Below are 21,811 nucleotides of genomic sequence, written 5' to 3'. Positions count from 1 at the left end.
TATCTTTTTCTACTAAGGATGCTTCCATGTTAACAAATATTCGAATCATATTATCTGCTATTGCTTTTATTCTTGCTCTATTTAGCCTCTTTGCACAAATCTCTATTCTTTTCCCATACGTATTTATCCTTCTAAGCATCATATTTATCCTTTGGGGAATTGATGAAATACAGCGAAAGCAAAAATCGAAAGCTATCTTTTGTTTTATTGTTGCGACAATCACTTTCTTCGTTGGGATTTCTGACATACTTCCATAAAAAAAGAAGAGCATTTCAGCTCTTCTTTTTTATGAACTCGTATTAAAGTATTTCTCCGTTAGTATGAATAACATCTTTATACCAGAAGAATGAATTTTTCTTTTTGCGCTCTAATGTTCCAGATCCGTCATCATGCTTATCAACATAAATGTAACCATAGCGTTTAGACATCTCTCCTGTAGATGCACTTACTAAATCAATACATCCCCAGCTCGTATATCCAAGCATTTCAACTCCATCTTCTTGTATCGCATCACGCATTGCGATCATATGCTCCCGTAAATAATTAATTCGGTAATCATCATGAATTGTACCGTCTTCTTCGATTTCATCATAAGCACCTAGACCATTCTCAACAACGAATAGTGGTACTTCATATCGATCATACAATTTATTTAATGAAATTCTTAAGCCAGTCGGATCAATTTCCCATCCCCAATCACTCGCTTTCAGGAATGGATTTTTTATACCTGCCATAATATTTCCTTGTGCTTTTTCTTGCTCAGTCTTCTCTTTTTTCTCCGTACGAGACATGTAATAACTGAAACCAATGTAATCTACTGTATGCTCTTTTATTAATTCTAAATCACCCTCTTGAATATCCAGTTCAATATTATGTTTTTTGAAATAGGATTGAATGAACGTTGGATATTTACCTCGAACTTGAACATCAGCACAGAAGTAATTAAATAAACGCTCTTCTTGAAGTGCATACAATTCATTTTGCGGATCACAATCATATGAGTAGACTGGAGCATATATAATCATACAACCTATTTTTGACTCCGGAATGATCTCGTGACAAGCTTTCACTGCAAGTGCACTCGCAACAAATTGATGATGGAACGCTTGGAATGTCGGCTCATATTTATCTTCTTCTTTATTGATAGAGAATCCAAGTCCCATAATTGGCATAATTAAACCGCTATTAATCTCATTGAATGTCATCCAATATTTCACTTGATTTTTATAGCGATTCAATATTACATTTACATATCGTTCGAAGAAACTAACCACTTCACGATTTCTCCAACCACCATACTTTTTAACAAGATTGACTGGCATTTCATAATGAGAGATTGTCACAACAGGTTCAATTCCGTGTTTTTCTAGCTCAGCAAAAACGCGATCATAAAAAGCTAAACCTTCTTCATTTGGCTCTAGTTCATCACCATTTGGGAATATTCTTGTCCAAGCAATAGACATACGGAATGATTTAAAACCCATTTCTGCAAACAATGCAATATCTTCTTTATAACGATTGTAGAAATCAATACCATCATGGTTTGGATAACTAAATTTTGTTTTATCAATTTCAAAATTGAAACCAGGATCTTGCAATATTTTAAGACGTCCTTTTCCACCAGGTAAAACATCCGCAATATTTAACCCTTTTCCACCTTCATAAAATCCGCCTTCCATTTGGTTAGCAGCAGTAGCTCCGCCCCATAAAAATCCTTCTGGAAATCTTTTAATTTGTTTCTCCATTAAAATCCGCTCCTCAGTTTTTTTAGTCTATCCGTATGAAAATAGCTTTAAATTTCATGTAATCTTTTAGTTAAGATTTTCCCCATTAGATTCAATCACTTTTTTATACCAATTAAAGCTCTTCTTTTTTATTCTCTTTTTTGATCCGCTTCCTTCATTATCTTTATCAACATAAATGTAGCCATAACGCTTTTTCATCTCACCAGTCGATGCACTGACAATATCAATCGGACCCCAGCTTGTATACCCTATAATTTCTACCCCGTCTTCGATTGCTTCAGCCATTTCTAGCATATGTTTCTCTAAATATTCAATCCGATAATCATCATGAATCTCACCTTCAGAAGTAACCTCATCAACAGCCCCTAGACCATTTTCAACGACGAATAAAGGTTTTTGATAGCGATCATACAATTGATTTGCTGTAATCCTAAAACCTTTTGGATCAATAGTCCATCCCCATTCTGATTTTTCTAGATAAGGATTTTCAATAGAACCAAATACATTTCCATTCGTCATATTGTTTAATACTTTTTGATCCGTACTTGTTACCCTACTTGAATAATAACTGAATCCAATATAATCAACTGTGTAGTTTTTCAAAATTTCTTCATCATCTTTTTCCATCTCAATTACTAATTTATGATCCTTAAAGAATCTCTTCGCATATCCTGGATATGCTCCTCTAGCCTGAACATCAATAAAGAAGAAGGACTCACGATCTTTTTCCATTGCATTGAAAACATCTTCTGGATTACATGTATGTGGATATACAGTTCCTGCCGCTAACATACATCCGATTTTGGCATTAGGTATAATTTCATGACAAGCTTTCACTGCCAGTGCACTTGCAACAAGCTGGTGATGCGCCGCTTGATATTGGATTTGTTTTTTATTCTCTCCCTCTTTAAATACAAGACCTGCACCTACAAATGGTAAATGAAGTAACATATTTATTTCATTGAACGTCATCCAATATTTCACTTTATCTTTATATCTATTAAAAATAGTTTTCGCATACTTCTCAAAGTAGTGTACAAGTTTTCTATCTCTCCAGCCCCCATATGCTTCAACTAAATGTACAGGGACATCGAAATGAGCCATCGTAACAACTGGTTCAATATTATATTTTAATAGTTCATCAAATAAATCATCGTAGAACTGTAAACCAGCTTCATTTACTGTTTCATCATTGCCATTCGGAAAAATTCTCGTCCACGCAATCGATACACGTAACGATTTAAATCCCATCTCCGCAAATAAAGCAATATCCTCTTTAAAATGATGATAAAAATCAATTGATTCATGTGAAGGATAGAACTCTCCTTCAACAGGCTTAAAGGAGTTAAGGTTCCCAGCCATAACATCCCAACGCTTTTCCCCCGTTGGTAATAAATCAACCGTTGTTAATCCTTTTCCATCTTCTAAATATGCTCCTTCAGCCTGATTAGCAGCAATTGCTCCGCCCCATAAAAAACCTTTTGGAAATTTACTATTTAACATATCTAGCACTCCTTTACTCTATTGTAATTTCGTAAAAGCCCAATTGATGTGAATCATAATCAGCGAGGGATGCCCCCGCTGATTATAGTTTCACTTTATTTACTAGTTAATTCGATTAAATTCTCACCAATTTTAATTGGATTTGCTTCCGCTACTACTACATCATATTTATCAATATTCGTTATCACTATCGGTGTTGTTACAACATACCCCGCCGCTTGAATCGCTTGTATATCGAATTCAATAAGCAATTGGCCTTTCTCTACACGATCTCCTTGCGCAACGTGTGAAGAAAAGTGTTTTCCACCAAGTTGAACCGTATCCATCCCGATATGAATCAGTACTTCAGCTCCATAATCAGTTACAAGCCCAATCGCATGATTCGTTGGAAATAGTGCTGAAACGGTTCCTGAAAATGGTGCGAGTAATTTACCGCTAGAAGGTTCAATCGCAACTCCTTTTCCTAGTGCACCTGATGCAAAGGCTGCATCTTTAATACTAGACAACTCGATTACTTTTCCTTCAAACGGGCTAGTAATGATATTTTTTTCATTTGGAGATCCAACTTCTTTACGATCCATTTCTTTTGATGTAGCTGCTGCTTCATCAACTGTTGCAGCTGTTTCCACTTTATTTAATCCAAATAAATAAGTAAGAATAAATCCAAATACAAAAGAAACAACAATCGCAATAATAAGTCCCCAGAATCCCATAGTAATACCTGCTTTTGGATCAATATAAGTCGGTATACCAAATATTCCAAAGCCACCTATCATATATATTTTTGAACCTGCGAGTCCTAAAATTCCTCCACCAATCGCTCCGCCAATACAACTCATAATAAACGGTTTTTTTAATGGAAGTGTAATTCCATAAATCGCTGGCTCAGTGATGCCGAAGATACCAGAAATGAAAGCTGGAATACTAAGTGATTTTAATTTTTGTTGCTTCGTTTTCAACCAAACTGCTAGAACAGCACCAATTTGTGCGAATGAAGCTCCAAACATAAGTGCTAAAACTGGATCTGATCCCAAAAGAGTAAGATTATTAATTGATACTGGAATAAGCCCCCAGTGAAGACCAAACATAACAATTACTTGCCAGAAGCCACCAATGAAAAGTCCCGCTACTACTGGACTTAATTCATACATCCAAATTGTTCCTTGCCCTAAAAGCTGACCAGCCCATGTTGCAATCGGTCCGATAACGATAAACGTCAATGGGATTACAAGAAGTAATGTGCAAAATGGTACCAAGAAAGTTTTTACAACATCTGGAATTATTTTTTTGAATGCCTTCTCCACCTTCGCTCCTACATACGCTGCAATAATAATTGGAATAACTGATGATGCATAGCTCATTAAAATAACTGGAATTCCTAAAAACGTAATATGAACAGCCGATTCAAACATCGTCCCTGCAAATAATGTATAAAGTGGCTTACTTGTTGTTAATCCAGAAAGTGCCGGATAAACTAACGAAGCCCCTATTGCCATACCAATAAAAACGTTCCCACCAAATTTCTTACTCGCTGTATAGCCAAGGAAGATTGGGAAGAAATAAAATAGAGAATCTCCGATTGCATTTAATATTTGATACGTTCCAGATGTATTACTTAACCATCCGAGTGCTACTAAAAGGGCGTTTAAACCTTTTATCATCCCTGTCGCAGCTAACACACCGAGAATTGGAGTAAATATACTAGAGATTACATCAATAAATTGATTAAATATCCCTTTTTTCTTACTATCAGCGCCGTCAGATGCTGGCATATGAAGATCACCAATCGTTATCACTGCTTGATAGACATCAGGTACGTGATTTCCAATAACAACTTGATACTGTCCGCCAGCCTTCATAACAGTGACAATTCCATCCATAGTTTTCAAAACGTCTGTCTTTGCTTTTACTTCATCTCTTAATTGAAAACGCAGACGGGTCATACAGTGAACAACACTAATAATATTTTCTTTACCGCCGACATTTTCAATAATGTCTTTTGCTAATTGTTCATATTTCATATTTATCCCCACTTTCTATCACATTTTTGCAAATAAAAAACCTGAGTCCAACTGAACATACACGCAAGTAAGCTGCATGCTCAGGTCGACTCAGGTTATGCCCAACATAGGTAACATTCCTCTAAGTAATATGTAGTTTATAAATAATAACGATTATACCTTTCTTCTTCAAACCTACTACTGTGTTCCCTCATCCATCATACGATTCGACGCATGGCGACAGGTCACCCGATGAATATGTAAAGTTAAATAAACAATTTCTTCATTTGAAGCACTCCAATTATAGACGCTTTGTAAATAGTGCTTCACTTTTTGACTACATTGAAAAGCTGATTGATACTTCAGCTGGATTTGCTCATAAAGGAATTGATCATCACCCTCAGGGGCATATTCTTTACGAGTAAATCGTACCGAGAAGAAACGAAGATGTGTTAAAAAGCGCTCATAATTAAGCGAGTTTTCATCCATTTCTATTTGAAAATGATATTTAACGATATTCAAAATGTTATTCACCACTTCAGTTGCTTGCACGACAGAAGCCATATTATCACTAGCTAATTGACCATTCACTAAGTGCAAAGCAATGGAAGCAGCTTCATCCTCTCCAAGCCGAATTCCTATATCATTTTCAATCATCTCTAATGCCTGTAGTGCTATTTGAAACTCTTGTTTATAATACTTTTTAATCTCCCATAGCAATGCATTCTTGAGCTGTACACCTTGCTTATGTCTACTTACTGCGAAACTTAAATGATCCGTTAGCGCAACATATAAATATTCATCCAATTTGTATGCAAGCTTAGATTGCGCATAGTTTATAATTTTTGAAGAAATATTTAAATATAGTTCAGACGTATCTTCTAATAATTTTGCTAGCTTTTCAGAAACTCCATGCTTCTCTAGCACAAACGTTTTCTCTATTTTCGAAACATCAATTGTTTCTCCTACTTTCTTCTGAAAAGCTAACCCCTTTCCCATAACGACAATTTCTTGTTTAAACTCATTATGCGTAATAGCGACATTATTGTTTAAAATTTTTTTTATTTCCATTCACATTCGTCCTTGTTTTTTTATATTGCAGGCAAAAGTTTATAAAAAAAACCTAAATTTGCACATAAGAATAACACTCGAGTTATCCTTACACAAATTTAGGTTTTGCCTGCCGAACAGTAACAATCCTTTTCGTTGTAAACGCTTTCCTTATTTTTAACATACTATTTCACCTCTGTCAACGACTGGTGGTACTTGTCACATAACAAACACAAATTAATGTTTATTCTGACTTTGGCCAATACATCTGTATCAAAAATTGTCGGTGTACAGCCTGGACCTACTAGCACATTCTCTAATGTTTTTTATACCGTAAAGGGAATATATCAATTTGAAGTCCGTACTCCATTCGAATTTTTATATTCGTCACGAACTCCACTAAATCGTTGTTCTTCTACTTCAATTTCTTCTTTCCTTTTATGTATTTTCTTCTCTTAACAAAATAAAAAAACTGCCCTTTCACAGGCAGTTTTCCTTTTTATCCCTCTATTTGTAGGCAATACGACTCTCACCCATTGATTAAAGTTTCACTTTATCCAAACACTTTCTCAAGTTCATCTTTATCTTGGCTTAACCAGAAGTTCATTAAGCGTTGTGCTCCTTCTAAGTCATGAAGCTTCGCTTGGCCACACTGCGTTTCATTTGCAGCTGGAATTTCTGTAATTTGAACCGCATCTTTTAATGTTAGTTCTAATAAATCAATGATTTCTCGGACCGTCGGTGTTCCGCTTACTACAAGGTAATACCCTGTTTGGCAGCCCATTGGTGAAATATCGATAATATCAAAATGCGGATAACGATCAATATATTTACGTAAATTAAATGCTAATAAATGCTCTAACGTATGAATAACATCTGGTTTCATCGCTTGTTTATTTGGTTGGCAAAAACGAATATCAAATTTATTTACAATACCGTCACTACCTACATTATGGACTCCGCAATGTCTTACATAAGGCGCTTTTACAATTGTATGATCTAATTCAAAGCTTTCTACTGATGGCATATAACATCTCTCCCGCTTTTAATTTAATTCCGTTATATCCAATATGATATAACGGAAATCAACATTAGTAAAGAATTATGTACGGTCGTGCTATAATACTTTAAGACTATGCTGAAAAGGAGACCATTATGAAACAGATTTTTATCGGTATTATACGCTTTTATCAAAAGTTCATTTCTCCAATGACACCACCAACATGTCGCTTTCATCCGACTTGTTCTCATTATGGATTAGAAGCGTTTCAAAAACATGGTGCACTCAAAGGATTTTGGCTTACATGTAAGCGTATATTAAAATGTCACCCTTTCCACCCGGGCGGATTTGATCCTGTCCCAGATAAAAAGGATGACAAAGTAAATTCTTAATTGTCGTAGCCATTCACAACTAAATCTAATTTTCCTGTGTCAGGATCTATAACAAGACCGTGAACAGGTACTTCTCCCGGAAGTAATGGATGGTTGCGAAGTATTGACACACTATGTTCTACACTTTCTTCTACACTAGAGAACCCTTGTAGGAATCTTTCTAAATCGATTCCAGAATAACGAAGTGTATCTAATTTCTCTTCTGTTACGCCGCGTTCTTTCATTTTTTCAATTGTACTGCTTGCTTGAATTTTTGCCATACCACAATCGTGATGGCCAACTACACATACTTCATCAGCACCAAGTTCGTATACAGCAACTAAAATACTACGCATAATACTTCCGAATGGATGTGAAATAACAGCGCCCGCTACTTTAATAATTTTCACGTCACCGTTACGCATATTCATTGCTTTCGGTAATAGTTCAACAAGACGGGTATCCATACAAGAGATAATTACCATTTTTTTATTTGGAAATTTTCCTGTTTCATACTCTTCGTATTTTTTCTCTTCAACGAACTTTTCATTGTATTGTAAAATCTCTTCTAATGACTTCATAGTTAAAAACCCTCTTTTCTCTCATTTACACTACATAGATAGTGTACCAAAATATGAAAAACTCAAAAAGGATATTGTCTTATTATAAAAGCAATATATTTTCAGATAACCGACATAATTCTTTCAAAATATACACACAGCTTTGTAACAAGTCACACATACTTTACCCCTATTCTCACTATAAACTAACTGTAGATAATGTAAAAAGGAGTGAATATTTATTATGTCCGACGTTCTGTTACTGAGTCGTTTTCAATTTGCAATTACTATTTTTTATCACTTTTTATTTGTACCTTTGACAATCGGACTTGTTATTTTAGTGGCATGTATGGAAACTCAATACGCCCGCACATTGAATCCAACATACCGCAAAATGGCAAATTTCTGGGGGAAATTATTTACAATTAACTTCGTAATGGGGATTATAACCGGGATTACGATGGAGTTCCAATTTGGCACAAACTGGTCTGAGTACTCCAAATATATGGGAGATATTTTCGGATCACCTCTCGCAATCGAAGCACTCGTTGCCTTCTTCTTAGAATCTACTTTCATGGGAATATGGTTATTCGGTAAAGAAAAAATTTCACCAAAGTTCCGTGCTTTCTGTATGTGGATGGTTGCACTTGGAACAAATATTTCTGCCCTTTGGATTATTACTGCGAACGGATTCATGCAAAATCCTGTTGGGTACGTAGTACGTAACGGACGCGCTGAATTAAATGACTTCTGGGCTCTTGTTACAAATCCATATGCATGGAATATGTTCTTCCATACTGTAATTGGTTGTTATATTGTCGGTGCTTTCTTCGTTATGGCAATTAGTGCATATCATTTACTACGTAAAAACGAAGTAGAATTCTTCAAAAAGTCATTTAAGTTTGGTTTAATGTTAGGATTATTCGCCGCAACTGTTACACCTTTTATGGGACACCAATCTGGTGTATCAGCAGCTAAGTATCAACCAGCAAAAGGGGCTGCAATGGAAGCAGTTTGGGAAACTGGCAAAGGACAAGGCTTCTCAATCATTCAAATTCCTGATGTAAAAAATGAAAAGAACTTTGAATTCCTTACTATTCCAAAACTAGGAAGTTTCTTCTATACAAACTCATTTGATGGCGAAATTACTGGTTTAAAAGATATTCCAAAAGAAGATCGTCCAAACGTTAACCTCGTTTACTATAGCTTCCGCTTAATGGTTGCACTTGGTATGTTCTTTATGGCATTAACTTGGTTCGGTTTCTATTTAAACCGAAAAGGAAAACTAGAAAACTCAAAACGTTATTTAAAAATTACAATGTGGTCTGTCTTACTTCCATACATTGCAATTAATGCTGGCTGGATTGTCGCTGAAGTAGGTCGCCAACCGTGGACAGTATATAAACTGATGCGTACAGCAGAGTCTGTATCACCTATATCCGTTCCACAAATTTGGTTCTCGTTAATTAGTCTAATCTTGTTCTACACTTTACTTTTAATCGCAGACGTATACTTAATGCTGAAGTTCGCGAAAAAAGGACCTGCTGCATTAGAAGAGCCTACTACTGAAGGAGGTACAGCTCATGTCTCATGATATGCTTGCAATCATCTGGTTCGGTTTATGGGGCGTAATTTGGACAGTTTACTTCATTCTTGATGGCTACGCACTTGGTAACGGGATGATTTTCCCGTTCGTTGCGAAAGACCGACAAGAACGAAATCAATTACAAGAAGCTATTGGCCCGTTCTGGGGTGGTAATGAAGTGTGGTTAATTACAGCGGGTGGCGCAACATTTGCTGCCTTCCCAATCACATATGCAAATATGTTTAGTTACCTATATACACCACTATTTTTAGTATTACTTGCACTATTCGCCCGTGCCGCTGGACTCGAATTTATGCATAAAGACGATTCACCAATTTGGCAAAAAACTTGTAAGTGGGCATTTACAATCGGTAGTTTCTTAATCGCCTTCTTATTCGGTGTTACATTCGCTAATCTATATTACGGACTAGAAATCGGAAAAAACGGTTATGAAGGAAACTTACTTAGCTTACTAAACCATTACGGTATTTTAGGTGGTCTGTTCTTCACTGCTATATTCGTCGTATCTGGTGCCCTTTGGGTTATGATTAAAACGACTGGTGAAGTATCTGATCGTGCTTATAAAATCGCAAGACCATTTTCAATGGCAGCTGCTATCATTTTAGCTATCTTCTATGTAGCAACTGCAAATCGTACAAATCTATTCCAAAACTTTACGGAATATCCTGTACTATTCATTCTTCCAGCACTTGCAATGTTAATGAGTGTACTAGCACTTATTATGGTGTACAAACATAAAATCGGTCTTGCGTTCACATTCGTTTGCTTAACAATCGCAATGTTTATGACAACTGGCTTTGCAGGTATGTTCCCAAGAATGTTACCATCTCGTATTAATGATGCATACAGCACAACGTTATACAACGCAGCTGGTAGTCAATTAAACTTAAAAATTATGTTCTTCGTTGCAATGGTCATGGTACCAATCGTTATTGGATATCAACTTTGGAGCTACAGCATATTTAAAAATAAAATTCATAAAGACTCTGCTAAAGGGTATCACTAAGATAAAAAAGACACTTCGTTTGAAGTGTCTTTTTTACGTATGATTTTCGATAAAGTGAAACTTTAATCAGTGGGGGGTTTTGTTCATCCCCCACTGATTATTAGCCTTCACCAATCGGGCATTTACGGGCATTTAATCCCCCACCTAACTTCCTCGCATTCTCCGAATTTTGAAGCGGGAGTCTTACTGCCCGTTAGTGCGGGATAAGATGTTATATTTCCAATCTAACAACTATGATACAGAAGAATCACTAACAGCTCACAGCTAAATTGTATCACACAGCGGACACATCACTTTATGCAATTTTACATATAAAAATTATAACGTAGATTGAATTACTTGATCATACACATCGCTATCACTTACATCCGCTGTACTAATACCACTAAATGTCCTCACATTAAATCCAGTATTTGATGATCCTGATCCGTTATAAGCTTTCGTTTTTTCAATTGGATGTACGTTATATTTATCACCTAAGTTAATTGTCCCGTTACAGTTCTCAATAATAACACCTTCAACAACAGCTGGCATTTTGTCACCTACTTTCATTTCGTTACTCCTATTCTATGAGAATCGCCTAAAAAAATAGCATGTGTAAATAAGAAAAAAGCACTCCGCAGAGTGCCTCTTCAACCATTTTACTTTTAATATATCGCCTTGGATACAATTTATCATATTTATTCATATTATTTTTCGAGAAAATTCCGAATCATTATTTTTATCATTAAAAACTTCAAAATCATGTAGTATTAAGGTTGCAATAAAAACATTATACAAATTGAGGTGTACTATATTTATGTATTTCGGAATTATTCCTCTTATATTGTTTATTATTTTTCTTATCTCATATTTAAAAGATCCACGAAAAATAATAAATGGCTTTTTATTTAATGCCTTTTTCTGTTCATTTCTATTATTTTGCGCTATAGCCTCATATGAGTCTGGTAGTAACTCTTTACATTTTATCGTTATTATTCCCATGTTAGCGCTAATTGTAATGATACCTTTTGCTATAGTCGCTTTAATGTTTGGACTATTTCTTAATGCAAAAATTTTAATGCAACGTGAAGGAAGACGCTTCACAAACTCTTTAACTTTAATTGCTGCTTTAGGGATTTTATTCTTTATATTATTCGCTATTTTAAGTCCAGCAAACTTATTCTCAGAGCATTTTCAATTTATTTTTACTGCGATTTCGCTTATAACTATGTATTTCTTTGTACATTTGTCTAACTTCTTAACCGCGTATTTTTTATATCAATTCAACAGACCAAGGCGTAATCAAGATTTCATCATCGTTCTGGGTAGCGGCTTAATTAATGATAAAGTACCACCGTTACTTGCAAGTCGTATTAATAAAGCAATCGACTTTTACTGGAAACAAGCTGCTGTGAATACACCACCAACAATTATTTTCTCTGGTGGACAAGGTCCAGATGAAGGCCTTCCAGAAGCAGAAGCAATGCAAAAATATGCTGTTGAAAAAGGAATTCCACTTGAACATACAGTGCAAGAAAATCGCTCTGTAAACACATATCAAAATATGTCGTTCTCTAAAGAAATTATGGATTCTTTAAAGCCTGAAGGTAAGTATAGAAGTATTTTTACAACGAACAATTTCCACCTTTTCCGCGCTGGTATATATGCAAGACAAGCTGGCCTTAATAGCCAAGGAATCGGATCAAAAACTGCATTTTATTACTGGCCTAACGCAATGATTCGCGAATATGTCGCAATTGTCGTTATGGGACGTAAGCGCCATATGAAAATATGTGGAACTATTTTAGGTTTCGCTTTATTCCTAACAGTAATTAGTTTTATATTTTCTTAATAGCTAGCAAATAAAAGGTCCCCTGAATGCTTTATACAAAGGGGACTTTTTTATATCTTTCAGTTGATCAAATTTAAATAAGTAACGTAACAGCATACAACACATTAATTATTCCAAAAACCAATCCAACAATAGCAAATGTTTTACTCGTACCCGTCACTTGTTTGTTTAAACCTAGTATAGCAAACACTATAGCTACACTACCAATAAGCCCCCATAAGTTAATAAACCAAGATATTAATCCAGTGATGAAACCTACTAAAGAAAAAACTTCTATACTACTATTAGAATTGCTATTCACAAAACTTCCCTCTACCGTTTTATAACTAAGACTCTCACCACACTGTCCACAAAACTTGTTGCCCTCATTCGTTTCATTCCCACATTTCGTACAATATCTCAAAGAATCTCCCCCTTAAGATCAGTGGCCAAAACATACATATCATACTATTATATTTCAATTGGAAACATTCCTATTTTTTATAAGCATCAATCATATACGAGTGTATTTAAAATAATAATATGGTGATAATATTCCCTGCATAAACCCAGTAAAGGAGAATTTTTTCAAATATAATGTTAAAATGGTTGTTAGGCATGAGTCGAACTGATTAGCAAACATGCAAGAAAAAAGAAACTAGTTTGAAACGAGGAAATTATATGAAAAAAATGATCAAGAGTAAGCCCAATAAGCTGAAAATTGCTGCAAGAGCATTGATGATTATTATTGGGGCATTTATCACAGCGTACGGATTAGAAGCTGTATTAATTCCAAACAACGTATCAGACGGTGGTGTAACTGGTTTAAGCATCGTTAGTTCAAGATTATTCGGGTTACCATTAGGACTTCTAATCGCAGTCGTTAACATCCCTTTCGTTTGGTTAGGTTATAAACAAATTGGTAAAAGCTTTGCGCTTTACTCAATTATCGGGATTGCTTCGTTAGCAGTAGGTACCGTTCTCATGCACGGAGTACCAACAATTATTGAAGGCGATACACTTTTAGTTACTGTTGTTGGTGGTATTATTATCGGTTTCGGTATGGGACTCGCATTACGTAACGGCGGAGCATTAGATGGAATCGATATGCTAGCCGTATTACTTTCTCGAAAGTTACCATTTGGAACAAGTGACCTTATTTTATTCTTAAATATGTTTGTCTTTATTTTTGTCTCAACAGTATTTGGTCTCCAAGGAGCTATCCTTTCGGCAATTGCTTACTTTATCGCTTCTAAAGTGATTCATATTGTTGAGGTTGGTTTAAGTGGTTCGAAAACATTTAAAATCATCACTAAAGAGCCTGAATTAATGGTAGAAACAATTCGCGATCGCTTAGGCCGAAGCGCAACGTATAACGAAGTATACGGTGGTTATTCAAGAGAGAAATTCAAAGAAATCTCTTGTGTAATTAACCGTTTAGAAGAAAGTAAAATGAAAGAACTTATTAATGAAATCGATCCTAATGCCTTTATTACAGTTTATGACGTAGCTGAAGTAAAAGGCGGTAATTTCAAGAAGCATGATATTCATTAATCATTATGAAAAAAGAGGCTGTGCCAAAATTTTGGTACAGCCTCTTTTTATTATTAAGTTACTACCGTTGGCAGTTTTTGTCGGTAAGTCGATATATTCTAATAATCGCTGATATAATTTTACTCCCCCCATCTTCCTCCGCTTTTAATCCATGCTACATATTTTTGAAAGGCGGGTACTTCCTGTTGAAAGCGCAGCGGAATATATAGAAATAGAGTACATGTACATAGTATCCATAGAATACCTACTACAAAGTGAAATTTCATCGTTGTACTAATAAACAAACCGAGGAATAATACGAGGAATATAATTACACTAAATCTTTTATACATAGTCATAACAATCTCCTCCTTATAACTTAATTGTACCAGCTACAAGGAATTAATTTCCATGATAAAAAAAGACCGAAAAGCAAATTCCACTTTTCAGTCTCTCTACTATCTTCTCTTCGTAATCTTTCCTGAACCACCGACCCTCGTTTTCGGGGGAGACGTATTCTTTGGCGGCGTTTTAATAGATGATTTCGGCTTCACATCAGATCCGCTCGAGCCACCTGGATTTTTTGTGATTGTTCCTTTGCTTCCGGTAGAAGGTGGAGGCGTCGTATTACTTCCTTTTTCAGTAATACTTCCCTTATCACCTACTGATGATTTCGGATCTACATTATCTCCTCGCTTAATGATAGATCCTTTCCCTTCCTTCGTAATTGGAGGCGGGGTTTTCTTTTCTTCTTTCGTAGGTGGTCTTTCCGGGATAACCGGTTTATGATTTTGTCTGTCGTTATATCCGCGATAATCACCGTATGATGATTTCCGTGAACCGAATATATCGTTTAATATACTCCCCATAATATATCCTTGTAAGAAGGATGGTTGGTAATTTTGACGGACAAATTCTTCATTACTTATTTCAATTAACGTATCAGATGGTTTCTCTTTATCCTTTTGAAGATTATACATTTTATCAGAATAAACGAGGAACATTTGATTTTCGTCTTCTTTAGATGCTTGCTTCGGTTTCCTTTCGGCTATAAGTTCCTTTGCAACTTCAGGAACTGACCGATTGGCAGCCCTATACACGTAAGATTCTTGTTTACCATCCTTTGCGACAGACTCTAGCGGATAACGGTCCTGAATTGACTTCGCTTGACCACTTTGACAGCCCGATAAAGCATAACCGGCAATAACAAGTAATGTAACGATAGCAAGTATAGGGATCACGAACGATTTAATCATGGTAAACAATCGGTTTGACATGATTACGCCCCCCTTATGTTGCTCTTATGATTTGTACATCAGCAGGAATAATTGCTTCTCCCTCATACATCATTGTGCGACCATTTTGCCATTCAACACGTAATAATTTGCGGTTGTCAGACTGGAATTCCCATACGTACTGTTCTTCTGAAGCAGCGAATGGCGTTTTCCCCATAACAACAACACGTCCATTATATTGTTCTTCCATATGATACTCTATATCATCCATTTCAATCGTCGTCGGGATTTCATCAATTGAATCTAAACGACCGTCAATCGGTGTATACAATTTGTAATACGTATTTTCACGGTCTTCAATTTTTAAATAACGAATATCTTTCCCGTCCTGCAAAGTTAAAACGATCTCCTTGCGAGAATGCATGCTCGTTTTTCCAGTTAATTCGTACATTACTAACGAAACTTCAATCATATCACCAGGAGCTAACGTTAAAAGACTCTTTTCTGGCTTCGGCGGCTCTGGACTTTTCATTATATTTTTAATACGTTTAAATAAACTCACAATCTACCCCTCCTTCTCTCTTTATAAACAAGCACCTAAAATAAGTGCACCAACAATATGTAATGAACCAGCTAACAATGCATGTGCTACGCTGCCTTCTTTCGTTCCTTCTTCTAAATCTAAACCAGACATTTTCTTTAACACAAATTCAATGAACATTTCTACAATTAATAAAATAACGAATGAAACTGCTGAGGCAAGAAGCGCTTGCCATAAGTCATTCGCTTTCGTAATCGATTGTGACAAAATGTATCCTTGTGCGAATAATTTCATAACGAAACGAGTTGTTACAGCTGTATTCCCGTTTTTTATTTCTTTTAAATCATTGTATTTTGTAAAAATCGAATCAACCCACATAATTGCAAATAAAAGTACCGCACTTGCTCCAGTCCATACAAGCATAGCTAAAACATTCGTCCACGTCATTGCAAAACCTCCTCTAAAAGGTAATAGAAAACCGACATGAATTCTCTTCAGACATGTCGGCTTCTTTGTCTATTCTATATTATTTCTCATACTGCTTCATAATACGAGCTAATTCATCGTCAACAGCAGAATTTTTGTTTAAGCTTGCGAATTCATCGTCTAATGACTTTTCTTTCTTGTAAATTTCACCGCTTGCTTCTGCTTCAGCCTCTAATTGAAGAGCTTTCTCTTCCATACGGCTTAAACCAGCTTTTGCTGTATTTGAGTCAAATCCAGACATCGCCTGATTAATATTCTTTTGTGCTTTCGCTGCATTTACACGTGCTACAAGTGTTTCACGTTTGTTTTTCAGCTCTGTTAATTGTTTACGCATTTCTTCTAGCTTCGCACGAAGATTATCAGCAGCAGCTTTATTTTGCTCATAGCTCGCTTTATATTCATTCATCTTTTGCTCTGCATTTTGTTTTTCTTCAAGAGCACGACGTGCAAGATCAAGATTACTTGCTTGAACAGCCATATGAGCTTGCTCTTCACGTTTTTTCACAAGTGCTTCTTGCTCTTCAAATAATAATTTGAACTTTTTCTCAAGCGCGATTTGAGCAGCTACACTTTTCTCAGCCTCTTGTACATCCGCTTGCATATCGCGTAAATATTGATCCGTCATCTTAACTGGATCTTCTGCCTTTTCAATTAATGAATACACATTCGACATTGTTAAATCTCTTAATCGTTTAAATACAGACATCCAAATTCCTCCTATGATATACCTCATATTTCAAATTCACTACTTAGAAAAATTAAAAATCTCCCTTTACAGTAAGAATATTCATTTTTACAGCCTATGTGTTTATTATAACAAAACTAAGATGTCCTTACATGTTATTTCCAAAATACAGCCAATATAATATGACATTCTAGATACAATATTGTATTCCTACTATATTCTTATTATTTCTTTCCCAAAACATTAACTTATTTTTACGTACTTTCACTCAATTACATAATTGTAATGTTACTGTAAGCTAACTCGATAGTTACGGATCAACATTTCTTATACACTAATACCAGAAGCAACGAAATAACAAAAATGTTTCTCATAATTTCAGGACTAATACAAAAAGTGTATTTACTATAAAACATACAAAAAGGAGAAATCATCATGAAAAAATTAGTAGGAATCGGGTTAGCAGCAGCAATTTCATTCGGAGCATTATCAGGTTGTTCTTTATTAGGAGAGAAAGCGAACGGGTTTGTACTGTACGGATCAGAAGAGCAAGTAGGGAAAATTACAGATAAAAATAAAAAGAATTGAAAGAAAAAGACTTCTATAAAATGAAAATGACAACATTAGAGGGTAAAAAAGTTCTTGTAATGGATAAGAAAACTGGTGAAGAACTGGTAAAAAAAGAGTTACTTAACAAAGTGGATGCAAAAGACGACACGAAACCACTTGATAAATTACCGGCTGTAACCGCAGAGCAAGGTGTATTATTTGCAAAAGATAAAGTAGAAAATGCTACGCTTGATGGTGCAAAATTAAAATATGAAGGAAACATAATTATCGGCAGTGGTCGTGCGTATGCAGACATGTTCGCAATTGTTGACGATGCAACTTACGGAAGTGTAAAAGGTGATGAAAAATCTGTAGGTGTATTAAAATTCGATAAGGATCCTAGTAAAGAGTTCCCAGGTTACAACGGAGTAGAAGCTTCACAACTTGTAAAAATTAAAAAGTAAACAAAAAAGCTTTGCGAAATTCGCAAAGCTTTTTTCTATTTATGAGCAATTTGCTCCATATCCGGACTACAAGTTTGCGACTGACATGATTTATTTAAAGAACATGCTGCACATTTTCCTTTTTTACTTCTCTTTACAAAATTAACTAACGTATATGCTGCATAACCAAAAATGATAGCTCCAATTATAATATTGACCATCATCACAATACATCTCCTTCTAGAATCCGAGTAAGGATCCAACTTGGTATATAATGAGCGTTAATACATAAGCAACAACGAGTGGATAAACGACAGAGAAAATCGTCCACTTCGCTGATCCTGTTTCACGTTTAATAACGGCTACTGTCGCTAAGCATGGAACATATAATAAAACAAAGAACATAAATGCATACGCTGATAAAGCAGTATAATGTGCTCCCATTACATTTCCTAGCACATCTTCTTTAACCGCATAAATAATCGCCATTGTTGAAACGACAACTTCTTTTGCCAAAAATCCTGTCAAAAGGGATGCCCCAGCTTGCCAAGTTCCAAAGCCGAGCGGTGCGAATAGTGGAGCGATAAATCCACCAATCATCGCTAAGAAACTGTCTCCCATATCAACACCAAATCCTGATGGACCTGCATAGTTTAATAACCAAATAACAACCGAACCACCGAAGATGAATGTACCTGCTTTACGAACAAATCCTTTACCTTTTTCCCACGTGCTCAACCATAGCGTTTTCGCTTGTGGCACGCGGTAAGGAGGTAATTCAATTACGAAAATAGATTTTTCCGCTTTTAAAATAGTAAGAGACATAATTTTTGTAACGAGTAACGCAAGAACAATACCTGCAATGTATAAAGAGAACACAACAGTTGCCTGACTATTAGGGAAGAAAACTCCCGCAAATAATGCATATACAGGTAAACGTGCTGAACAAGACATAAATGGTGTTACAAGAACTGTAAGTAATCTTTCTTTTTCTTGTTCAATCGTTCTCGCAGCCATAATACCTGGAACGTTACACCCAAAACCAATAATCATCGGAATGAACGCTTTTCCGTTTAAACCGAAAAACTCCATAATTCTATCCATAACAACTGCAATTCGCGCCATATATCCTGAGTCTTCTAATAATGAAATGAAAAAGAATAGTGCAAAGATTTGTGGAACGAATACTAATACAGCACCAACGCCAGCAATAATACCTTCTGTAACGAGTGCTTGAATAAAGTCAGAAGCCCCAACACTTGTGAGCCCAGCTGTAACCCAATCAGTAAGTTGTCCGCCAAAAAATCCATCAAGCATATCAGATAAAGGCGTACCAATCCACGTAAACGTAACCTGAAAAATAAAAAACATAACTGCTAAAAAGATTGGAAGTCCTAAAATTTTATGTGTAATTAACTTATCGATTTTTTCCGAAAAAGGAATTTTTCCTTCTTTCTCATGCTGAATGACATTTGTTTTTAACTTTTCAATATACGCTTCACGAGTTTTGTAAATGTGCTCTTCTAACGTACAATCAAGTTTTCCTTCTAAACGAGATCGAATGGCTACAAGTTCCTTATAAATTGGTAATGCTTTCATTTCTTTTTCTACTACTTCGTTATTGCTTAAAAATTGTAGGGCTAACCATCTTGGATGCTCATAATTCGCTGTCTCTAAAAGAGCAATTACCTCTCCGATTCCTTCATCCATTTGTACACCATATGAAATAACGAATGGCTTTTTCTCTTTTTGTTTCTCTTCATGAAGAGTAGCAAGTAATTCTTCACAGCCTTTTCCGCTTCTTGCAACGACAGGAACGACTGTTACACCTAATATTTCTGATAATCGTTTTACATTAATAACAATTCCTCTTTGCTTTGCCACATCAATCATATTTAAACCAATTGAAACTGGCTTACCAAATTCAAGTAATTGTAATGTTAAATGCATATTTCGCTCAAATTGCGAAGAATCCACTATATTTAACATATGATGAAATTCGTCTGTTAGTAGAAAGTTTGTAACGACACCTTCATCACGTGAAACTGGATTTAAATCATAAACGCCTGGTAAATCAATCAGTGTTCCTTGCTTATCTTTTAATTTACCAACCTTCTTTTCTACTGTTACACCGCTCCAATTTCCTACATATTCATAAGAACCAGTGAGTGCATTAAATAATGATGTTTTCCCTGTATTCGGATTCCCTAGCAAAGCAACTTTATTCACGCTAATTCCACCTTTATCATTTTCGCGTCACAATGACGAATACTAATTAACTGTCCGCGACACTCCAATGTACAAGGACCTTTAAACATCGCTTTCTGTTTTATGCGAAGCTCGCTTCCTTCCGCAAGACCGAAAGCAGCTAGTCTACGCTTTAATAACTGATCTAACGACTGAATACTTTTTACTAACACTTTCTCACCAATTTTAATATCTACTAAGCTCATAACCTTCCCCCTCAGAAGAGAATGATAATTATTTTCAAACAAATTATATCATACTCTATTTCACTTGGACTATATCTTTTTGCTTCATATTTATTAACATTTCAATACAATTATATTTCAATAATTGTCATACAAAGTGCATTTGCCATTCTCATCCATTTCGCTTACAATAAACAATAACAAATAAAGAATCTCGTTATCACAGGGGGAGCCTTACCGCTGAGAGGGAACATTTCGTTCCGACCCTTTGAACCTGTTAGTTAATGCTAACGCAGGGATTGTGTAAACGTCCGAAATACATACCTCTTTTTTATTTACGTATTTCGTGTCCTCCTATGATATCTATTCTTTTTTGTGCAACTTGGATTTAGGGGGAGACAACATGCGTAACACCAATTTACAAGCGATGATCGAATCTGCAATTCTTGCAGCCTTCGCCTTGATTATCGACATTTTACCATTATCACTTAAACTTCCAACAGGCGGTTCCATCTCATTTGCTATGATTCCTATTTTTATTATCGCATACCGCTGGGGCTTCAAAATGGCTTCCTTAGGAGGCTTAATTTGGGGATTATTACAAATTGTCGTAGGTGATGCCTACATTCTAACACCAGTACAAGCATTCATTGAGTACTTCATTGCCTTTGCCTTTATCGGCTTTGCTGGTTTATTCTATCGTCCAATTCAAAAAGCACTTGCCTCAGACAACAGTAATGCAGAGCATTCCAATTTTGGCAGTCGTAAAGATAAACCAAAACAGAACAAAGGCAAAAAAGCACTCGTTTACATTATACTTGCCACATTTGTCGGCAGCTTTGCACGTTATTTCTGTCACTTTATTGCTGGCATTATTTTCTTTGGTCAATATGCACCTAAAGGACAATCGGCTGTCTTATATTCATTAATTGTAAACGGCAGTACAATGATCGGTTCTTTCATACTATGTACTGTATTACTAATTCTTTTATTTACAACTTCACCACGCTTATTCAAAAGCATCGGTGCTTATCAAATGAATACAGAAAAGAAGAGCGCTTAATTAGCGCTCTTTTTTTATCAAAATTCTCAATGAGTAATATCAATAATAAATACGATAAATGCACAAAAGAAAATAAATACCATCACACCTAGTAAATTGCTATTCACGGCTAATCTACTCCTTACATAACCTCATTTTCTATCCAAAGTATACTGCTCCAAAATAAAGATTAGGTAAAGATAATATGAAG

At 35.6% G+C, this 21,811-nt stretch carries 23 protein-coding genes, 1 pseudogene and 1 riboswitch; of the genes and pseudogenes, 8 read left to right on the top strand and 16 right to left on the bottom strand.

Annotation, left to right across the window (positions count from 1 at the left end):
- Positions 1-26 precede the first annotated feature (26 nt).
- Positions 27-257, top strand: a complete 231-nt coding sequence (locus CDB3_RS26605) for a DUF3953 domain-containing protein (protein ID WP_128856545.1) — start codon at positions 27-29, stop codon at positions 255-257.
- Between the two features lie 42 nt (positions 258-299).
- On the opposite strand, the gene CDB3_RS26600 is transcribed toward CDB3_RS26605, so the two are convergent.
- From CDB3_RS26600 to luxS, 5 genes are all read right to left on the bottom strand, one after another.
- Complete coding sequence (locus CDB3_RS26600; RefSeq protein ID WP_128856544.1) at positions 300-1,745, bottom strand: glycoside hydrolase family 1 protein; 1,446 nt, start codon at positions 1,743-1,745, stop codon at positions 300-302.
- A gap of 66 nt (positions 1,746-1,811) precedes the next feature.
- Positions 1,812-3,248: a 6-phospho-beta-glucosidase gene (locus tag CDB3_RS26595; RefSeq protein ID WP_128856543.1), complete on the bottom strand. Its 1,437-nt coding sequence runs from the start codon at positions 3,246-3,248 to the stop codon at positions 1,812-1,814.
- Between the two features lie 95 nt (positions 3,249-3,343).
- Entirely contained in the window at positions 3,344-5,269 is a 1,926-nt protein-coding gene (locus tag CDB3_RS26590; protein ID WP_128856542.1) for a beta-glucoside-specific PTS transporter subunit IIABC, read from the bottom strand.
- A 177-nt stretch (positions 5,270-5,446) separates the two neighbouring features.
- Positions 5,447-6,319 (bottom strand): BglG family transcription antiterminator LicT, encoded by an 873-nt coding sequence (gene licT, locus CDB3_RS26585; protein ID WP_128856541.1) that lies wholly within the window; start codon positions 6,317-6,319, stop codon positions 5,447-5,449.
- Between the two features lie 532 nt (positions 6,320-6,851).
- Positions 6,852-7,325 (bottom strand): S-ribosylhomocysteine lyase LuxS, encoded by a 474-nt coding sequence (gene luxS, locus CDB3_RS26580; protein WP_001141371.1) that lies wholly within the window; start codon positions 7,323-7,325, stop codon positions 6,852-6,854.
- A gap of 128 nt (positions 7,326-7,453) precedes the next feature.
- Here luxS and yidD point away from each other — a divergent pair, with 128 nt between their 5' ends.
- A complete protein-coding gene (gene yidD, locus CDB3_RS26575; protein WP_000809328.1) occupies positions 7,454-7,690 on the top strand; it encodes a membrane protein insertion efficiency factor YidD in 237 nt (78 codons plus the stop codon).
- Here the strand turns inward: yidD and CDB3_RS26570 are convergent.
- Entirely contained in the window at positions 7,687-8,250 is a 564-nt protein-coding gene (locus tag CDB3_RS26570; protein ID WP_000838171.1) for a beta-class carbonic anhydrase, read from the bottom strand. The genes yidD and CDB3_RS26570 overlap by 4 nt on opposite strands.
- A gap of 223 nt (positions 8,251-8,473) precedes the next feature.
- On the opposite strand from CDB3_RS26570, the gene cydA reads away from it, so the two are divergent.
- Positions 8,474-9,823, top strand: coding sequence for a cytochrome ubiquinol oxidase subunit I (cydA, locus tag CDB3_RS26565; RefSeq protein WP_128856540.1), 1,350 nt, complete (start codon positions 8,474-8,476; stop codon positions 9,821-9,823).
- Positions 9,813-10,841 carry a cytochrome d ubiquinol oxidase subunit II gene (gene cydB / locus CDB3_RS26560; protein ID WP_128856539.1) on the top strand — a complete coding sequence of 343 codons (1,029 nt, stop codon included), beginning with the start codon at positions 9,813-9,815 and terminating at the stop codon, positions 10,839-10,841. Before cydA ends, cydB begins: the two co-directional genes overlap by 11 nt.
- Before the next feature lie 318 nt (positions 10,842-11,159).
- On the opposite strand, the gene CDB3_RS26555 is transcribed toward cydB, so the two are convergent.
- Positions 11,160-11,393 (bottom strand): spore germination protein, encoded by a 234-nt coding sequence (locus tag CDB3_RS26555; RefSeq protein WP_070145244.1) that lies wholly within the window; start codon positions 11,391-11,393, stop codon positions 11,160-11,162.
- A gap of 247 nt (positions 11,394-11,640) precedes the next feature.
- On the opposite strand from CDB3_RS26555, the gene CDB3_RS26550 reads away from it, so the two are divergent.
- Complete coding sequence (locus CDB3_RS26550; protein WP_128856538.1) at positions 11,641-12,675, top strand: YdcF family protein; 1,035 nt, start codon at positions 11,641-11,643, stop codon at positions 12,673-12,675.
- 73 nt (positions 12,676-12,748) lie between these two features.
- Here the strand turns inward: CDB3_RS26550 and CDB3_RS26545 are convergent, their stop codons facing one another.
- Complete coding sequence (locus CDB3_RS26545) at positions 12,749-13,078, bottom strand: zinc-ribbon domain-containing protein (protein ID WP_128856537.1); 330 nt, start codon at positions 13,076-13,078, stop codon at positions 12,749-12,751.
- A 257-nt stretch (positions 13,079-13,335) separates the two neighbouring features.
- Between CDB3_RS26545 and CDB3_RS26540 the strand changes: the two genes are divergently transcribed.
- Positions 13,336-14,208, top strand: a complete 873-nt coding sequence (locus CDB3_RS26540) for a YitT family protein (RefSeq protein WP_128856536.1) — start codon at positions 13,336-13,338, stop codon at positions 14,206-14,208.
- 119 nt (positions 14,209-14,327) lie between these two features.
- Here CDB3_RS26540 and CDB3_RS26535 read toward each other — a convergent pair whose 3' ends face one another.
- The 5 genes from CDB3_RS26535 to CDB3_RS26515 all read right to left on the bottom strand — a co-directional run bounded on the left by CDB3_RS26535 (position 14,328) and on the right by CDB3_RS26515 (position 17,155).
- A complete protein-coding gene (locus tag CDB3_RS26535) occupies positions 14,328-14,546 on the bottom strand; it encodes a hypothetical protein (RefSeq protein WP_128856535.1) in 219 nt (72 codons plus the stop codon).
- A gap of 99 nt (positions 14,547-14,645) precedes the next feature.
- Positions 14,646-15,464 carry a DUF4247 domain-containing protein gene (locus CDB3_RS26530; protein WP_128856534.1) on the bottom strand — a complete coding sequence of 273 codons (819 nt, stop codon included), beginning with the start codon at positions 15,462-15,464 and terminating at the stop codon, positions 14,646-14,648.
- A gap of 13 nt (positions 15,465-15,477) precedes the next feature.
- The gene (locus CDB3_RS26525; protein WP_000051748.1) at positions 15,478-15,984 is read right to left on the bottom strand and encodes a DUF4178 domain-containing protein; all 507 of its coding nucleotides are present in this window, start codon (positions 15,982-15,984) and stop codon (positions 15,478-15,480) included.
- 21 nt (positions 15,985-16,005) lie between these two features.
- Complete coding sequence (locus CDB3_RS26520; protein ID WP_128856533.1) at positions 16,006-16,410, bottom strand: DUF350 domain-containing protein; 405 nt, start codon at positions 16,408-16,410, stop codon at positions 16,006-16,008.
- A gap of 79 nt (positions 16,411-16,489) precedes the next feature.
- Positions 16,490-17,155: a PspA/IM30 family protein gene (locus tag CDB3_RS26515; protein ID WP_002067789.1), complete on the bottom strand. Its 666-nt coding sequence runs from the start codon at positions 17,153-17,155 to the stop codon at positions 16,490-16,492.
- Between the two features lie 414 nt (positions 17,156-17,569).
- Here CDB3_RS26515 and CDB3_RS26510 point away from each other — a divergent pair.
- Positions 17,570-18,147 (top strand): annotated as a pseudogene (locus CDB3_RS26510) (lipoprotein BA_5634 family protein).
- 35 nt (positions 18,148-18,182) lie between these two features.
- On the opposite strand, the gene CDB3_RS26505 reads toward CDB3_RS26510, so the two are convergent.
- From CDB3_RS26505 to CDB3_RS26495, 3 genes are read right to left on the bottom strand one after another with little or no spacing between them, the layout of a single operon-like run.
- Positions 18,183-18,350, bottom strand: a complete 168-nt coding sequence (locus CDB3_RS26505) for a FeoB-associated Cys-rich membrane protein (protein WP_000989597.1) — start codon at positions 18,348-18,350, stop codon at positions 18,183-18,185.
- 16 nt (positions 18,351-18,366) lie between these two features.
- Positions 18,367-20,355 (bottom strand): ferrous iron transport protein B, encoded by a 1,989-nt coding sequence (gene feoB, locus CDB3_RS26500; protein WP_128856532.1) that lies wholly within the window; start codon positions 20,353-20,355, stop codon positions 18,367-18,369.
- Positions 20,352-20,579: a FeoA family protein gene (locus CDB3_RS26495; RefSeq protein ID WP_000060510.1), complete on the bottom strand. Its 228-nt coding sequence runs from the start codon at positions 20,577-20,579 to the stop codon at positions 20,352-20,354. Before CDB3_RS26495 ends, feoB begins: the two co-directional genes overlap by 4 nt.
- Positions 20,580-20,773: 194 nt before the next feature.
- Positions 20,774-20,875: riboswitch (TPP riboswitch) on the top strand.
- An 86-nt stretch (positions 20,876-20,961) separates the two neighbouring features.
- Between CDB3_RS26495 and thiT the strand changes: the two genes are divergently transcribed.
- On the top strand, positions 20,962-21,621 hold the full coding sequence (thiT, locus tag CDB3_RS26490; protein ID WP_071744388.1) for an energy-coupled thiamine transporter ThiT: 660 nt from the start codon (positions 20,962-20,964) through the stop codon (positions 21,619-21,621).
- The last annotated feature ends 190 nt before the right edge of the window (positions 21,622-21,811 follow it).

Source organism: Bacillus sp. CDB3 (assembly GCF_002081505.1).
GTDB lineage: Bacteria > Bacillota > Bacilli > Bacillales > Bacillaceae_G > Bacillus_A > Bacillus_A cereus_AT.
This window is presented reverse-complemented; position numbering and strand designations above follow the sequence as displayed.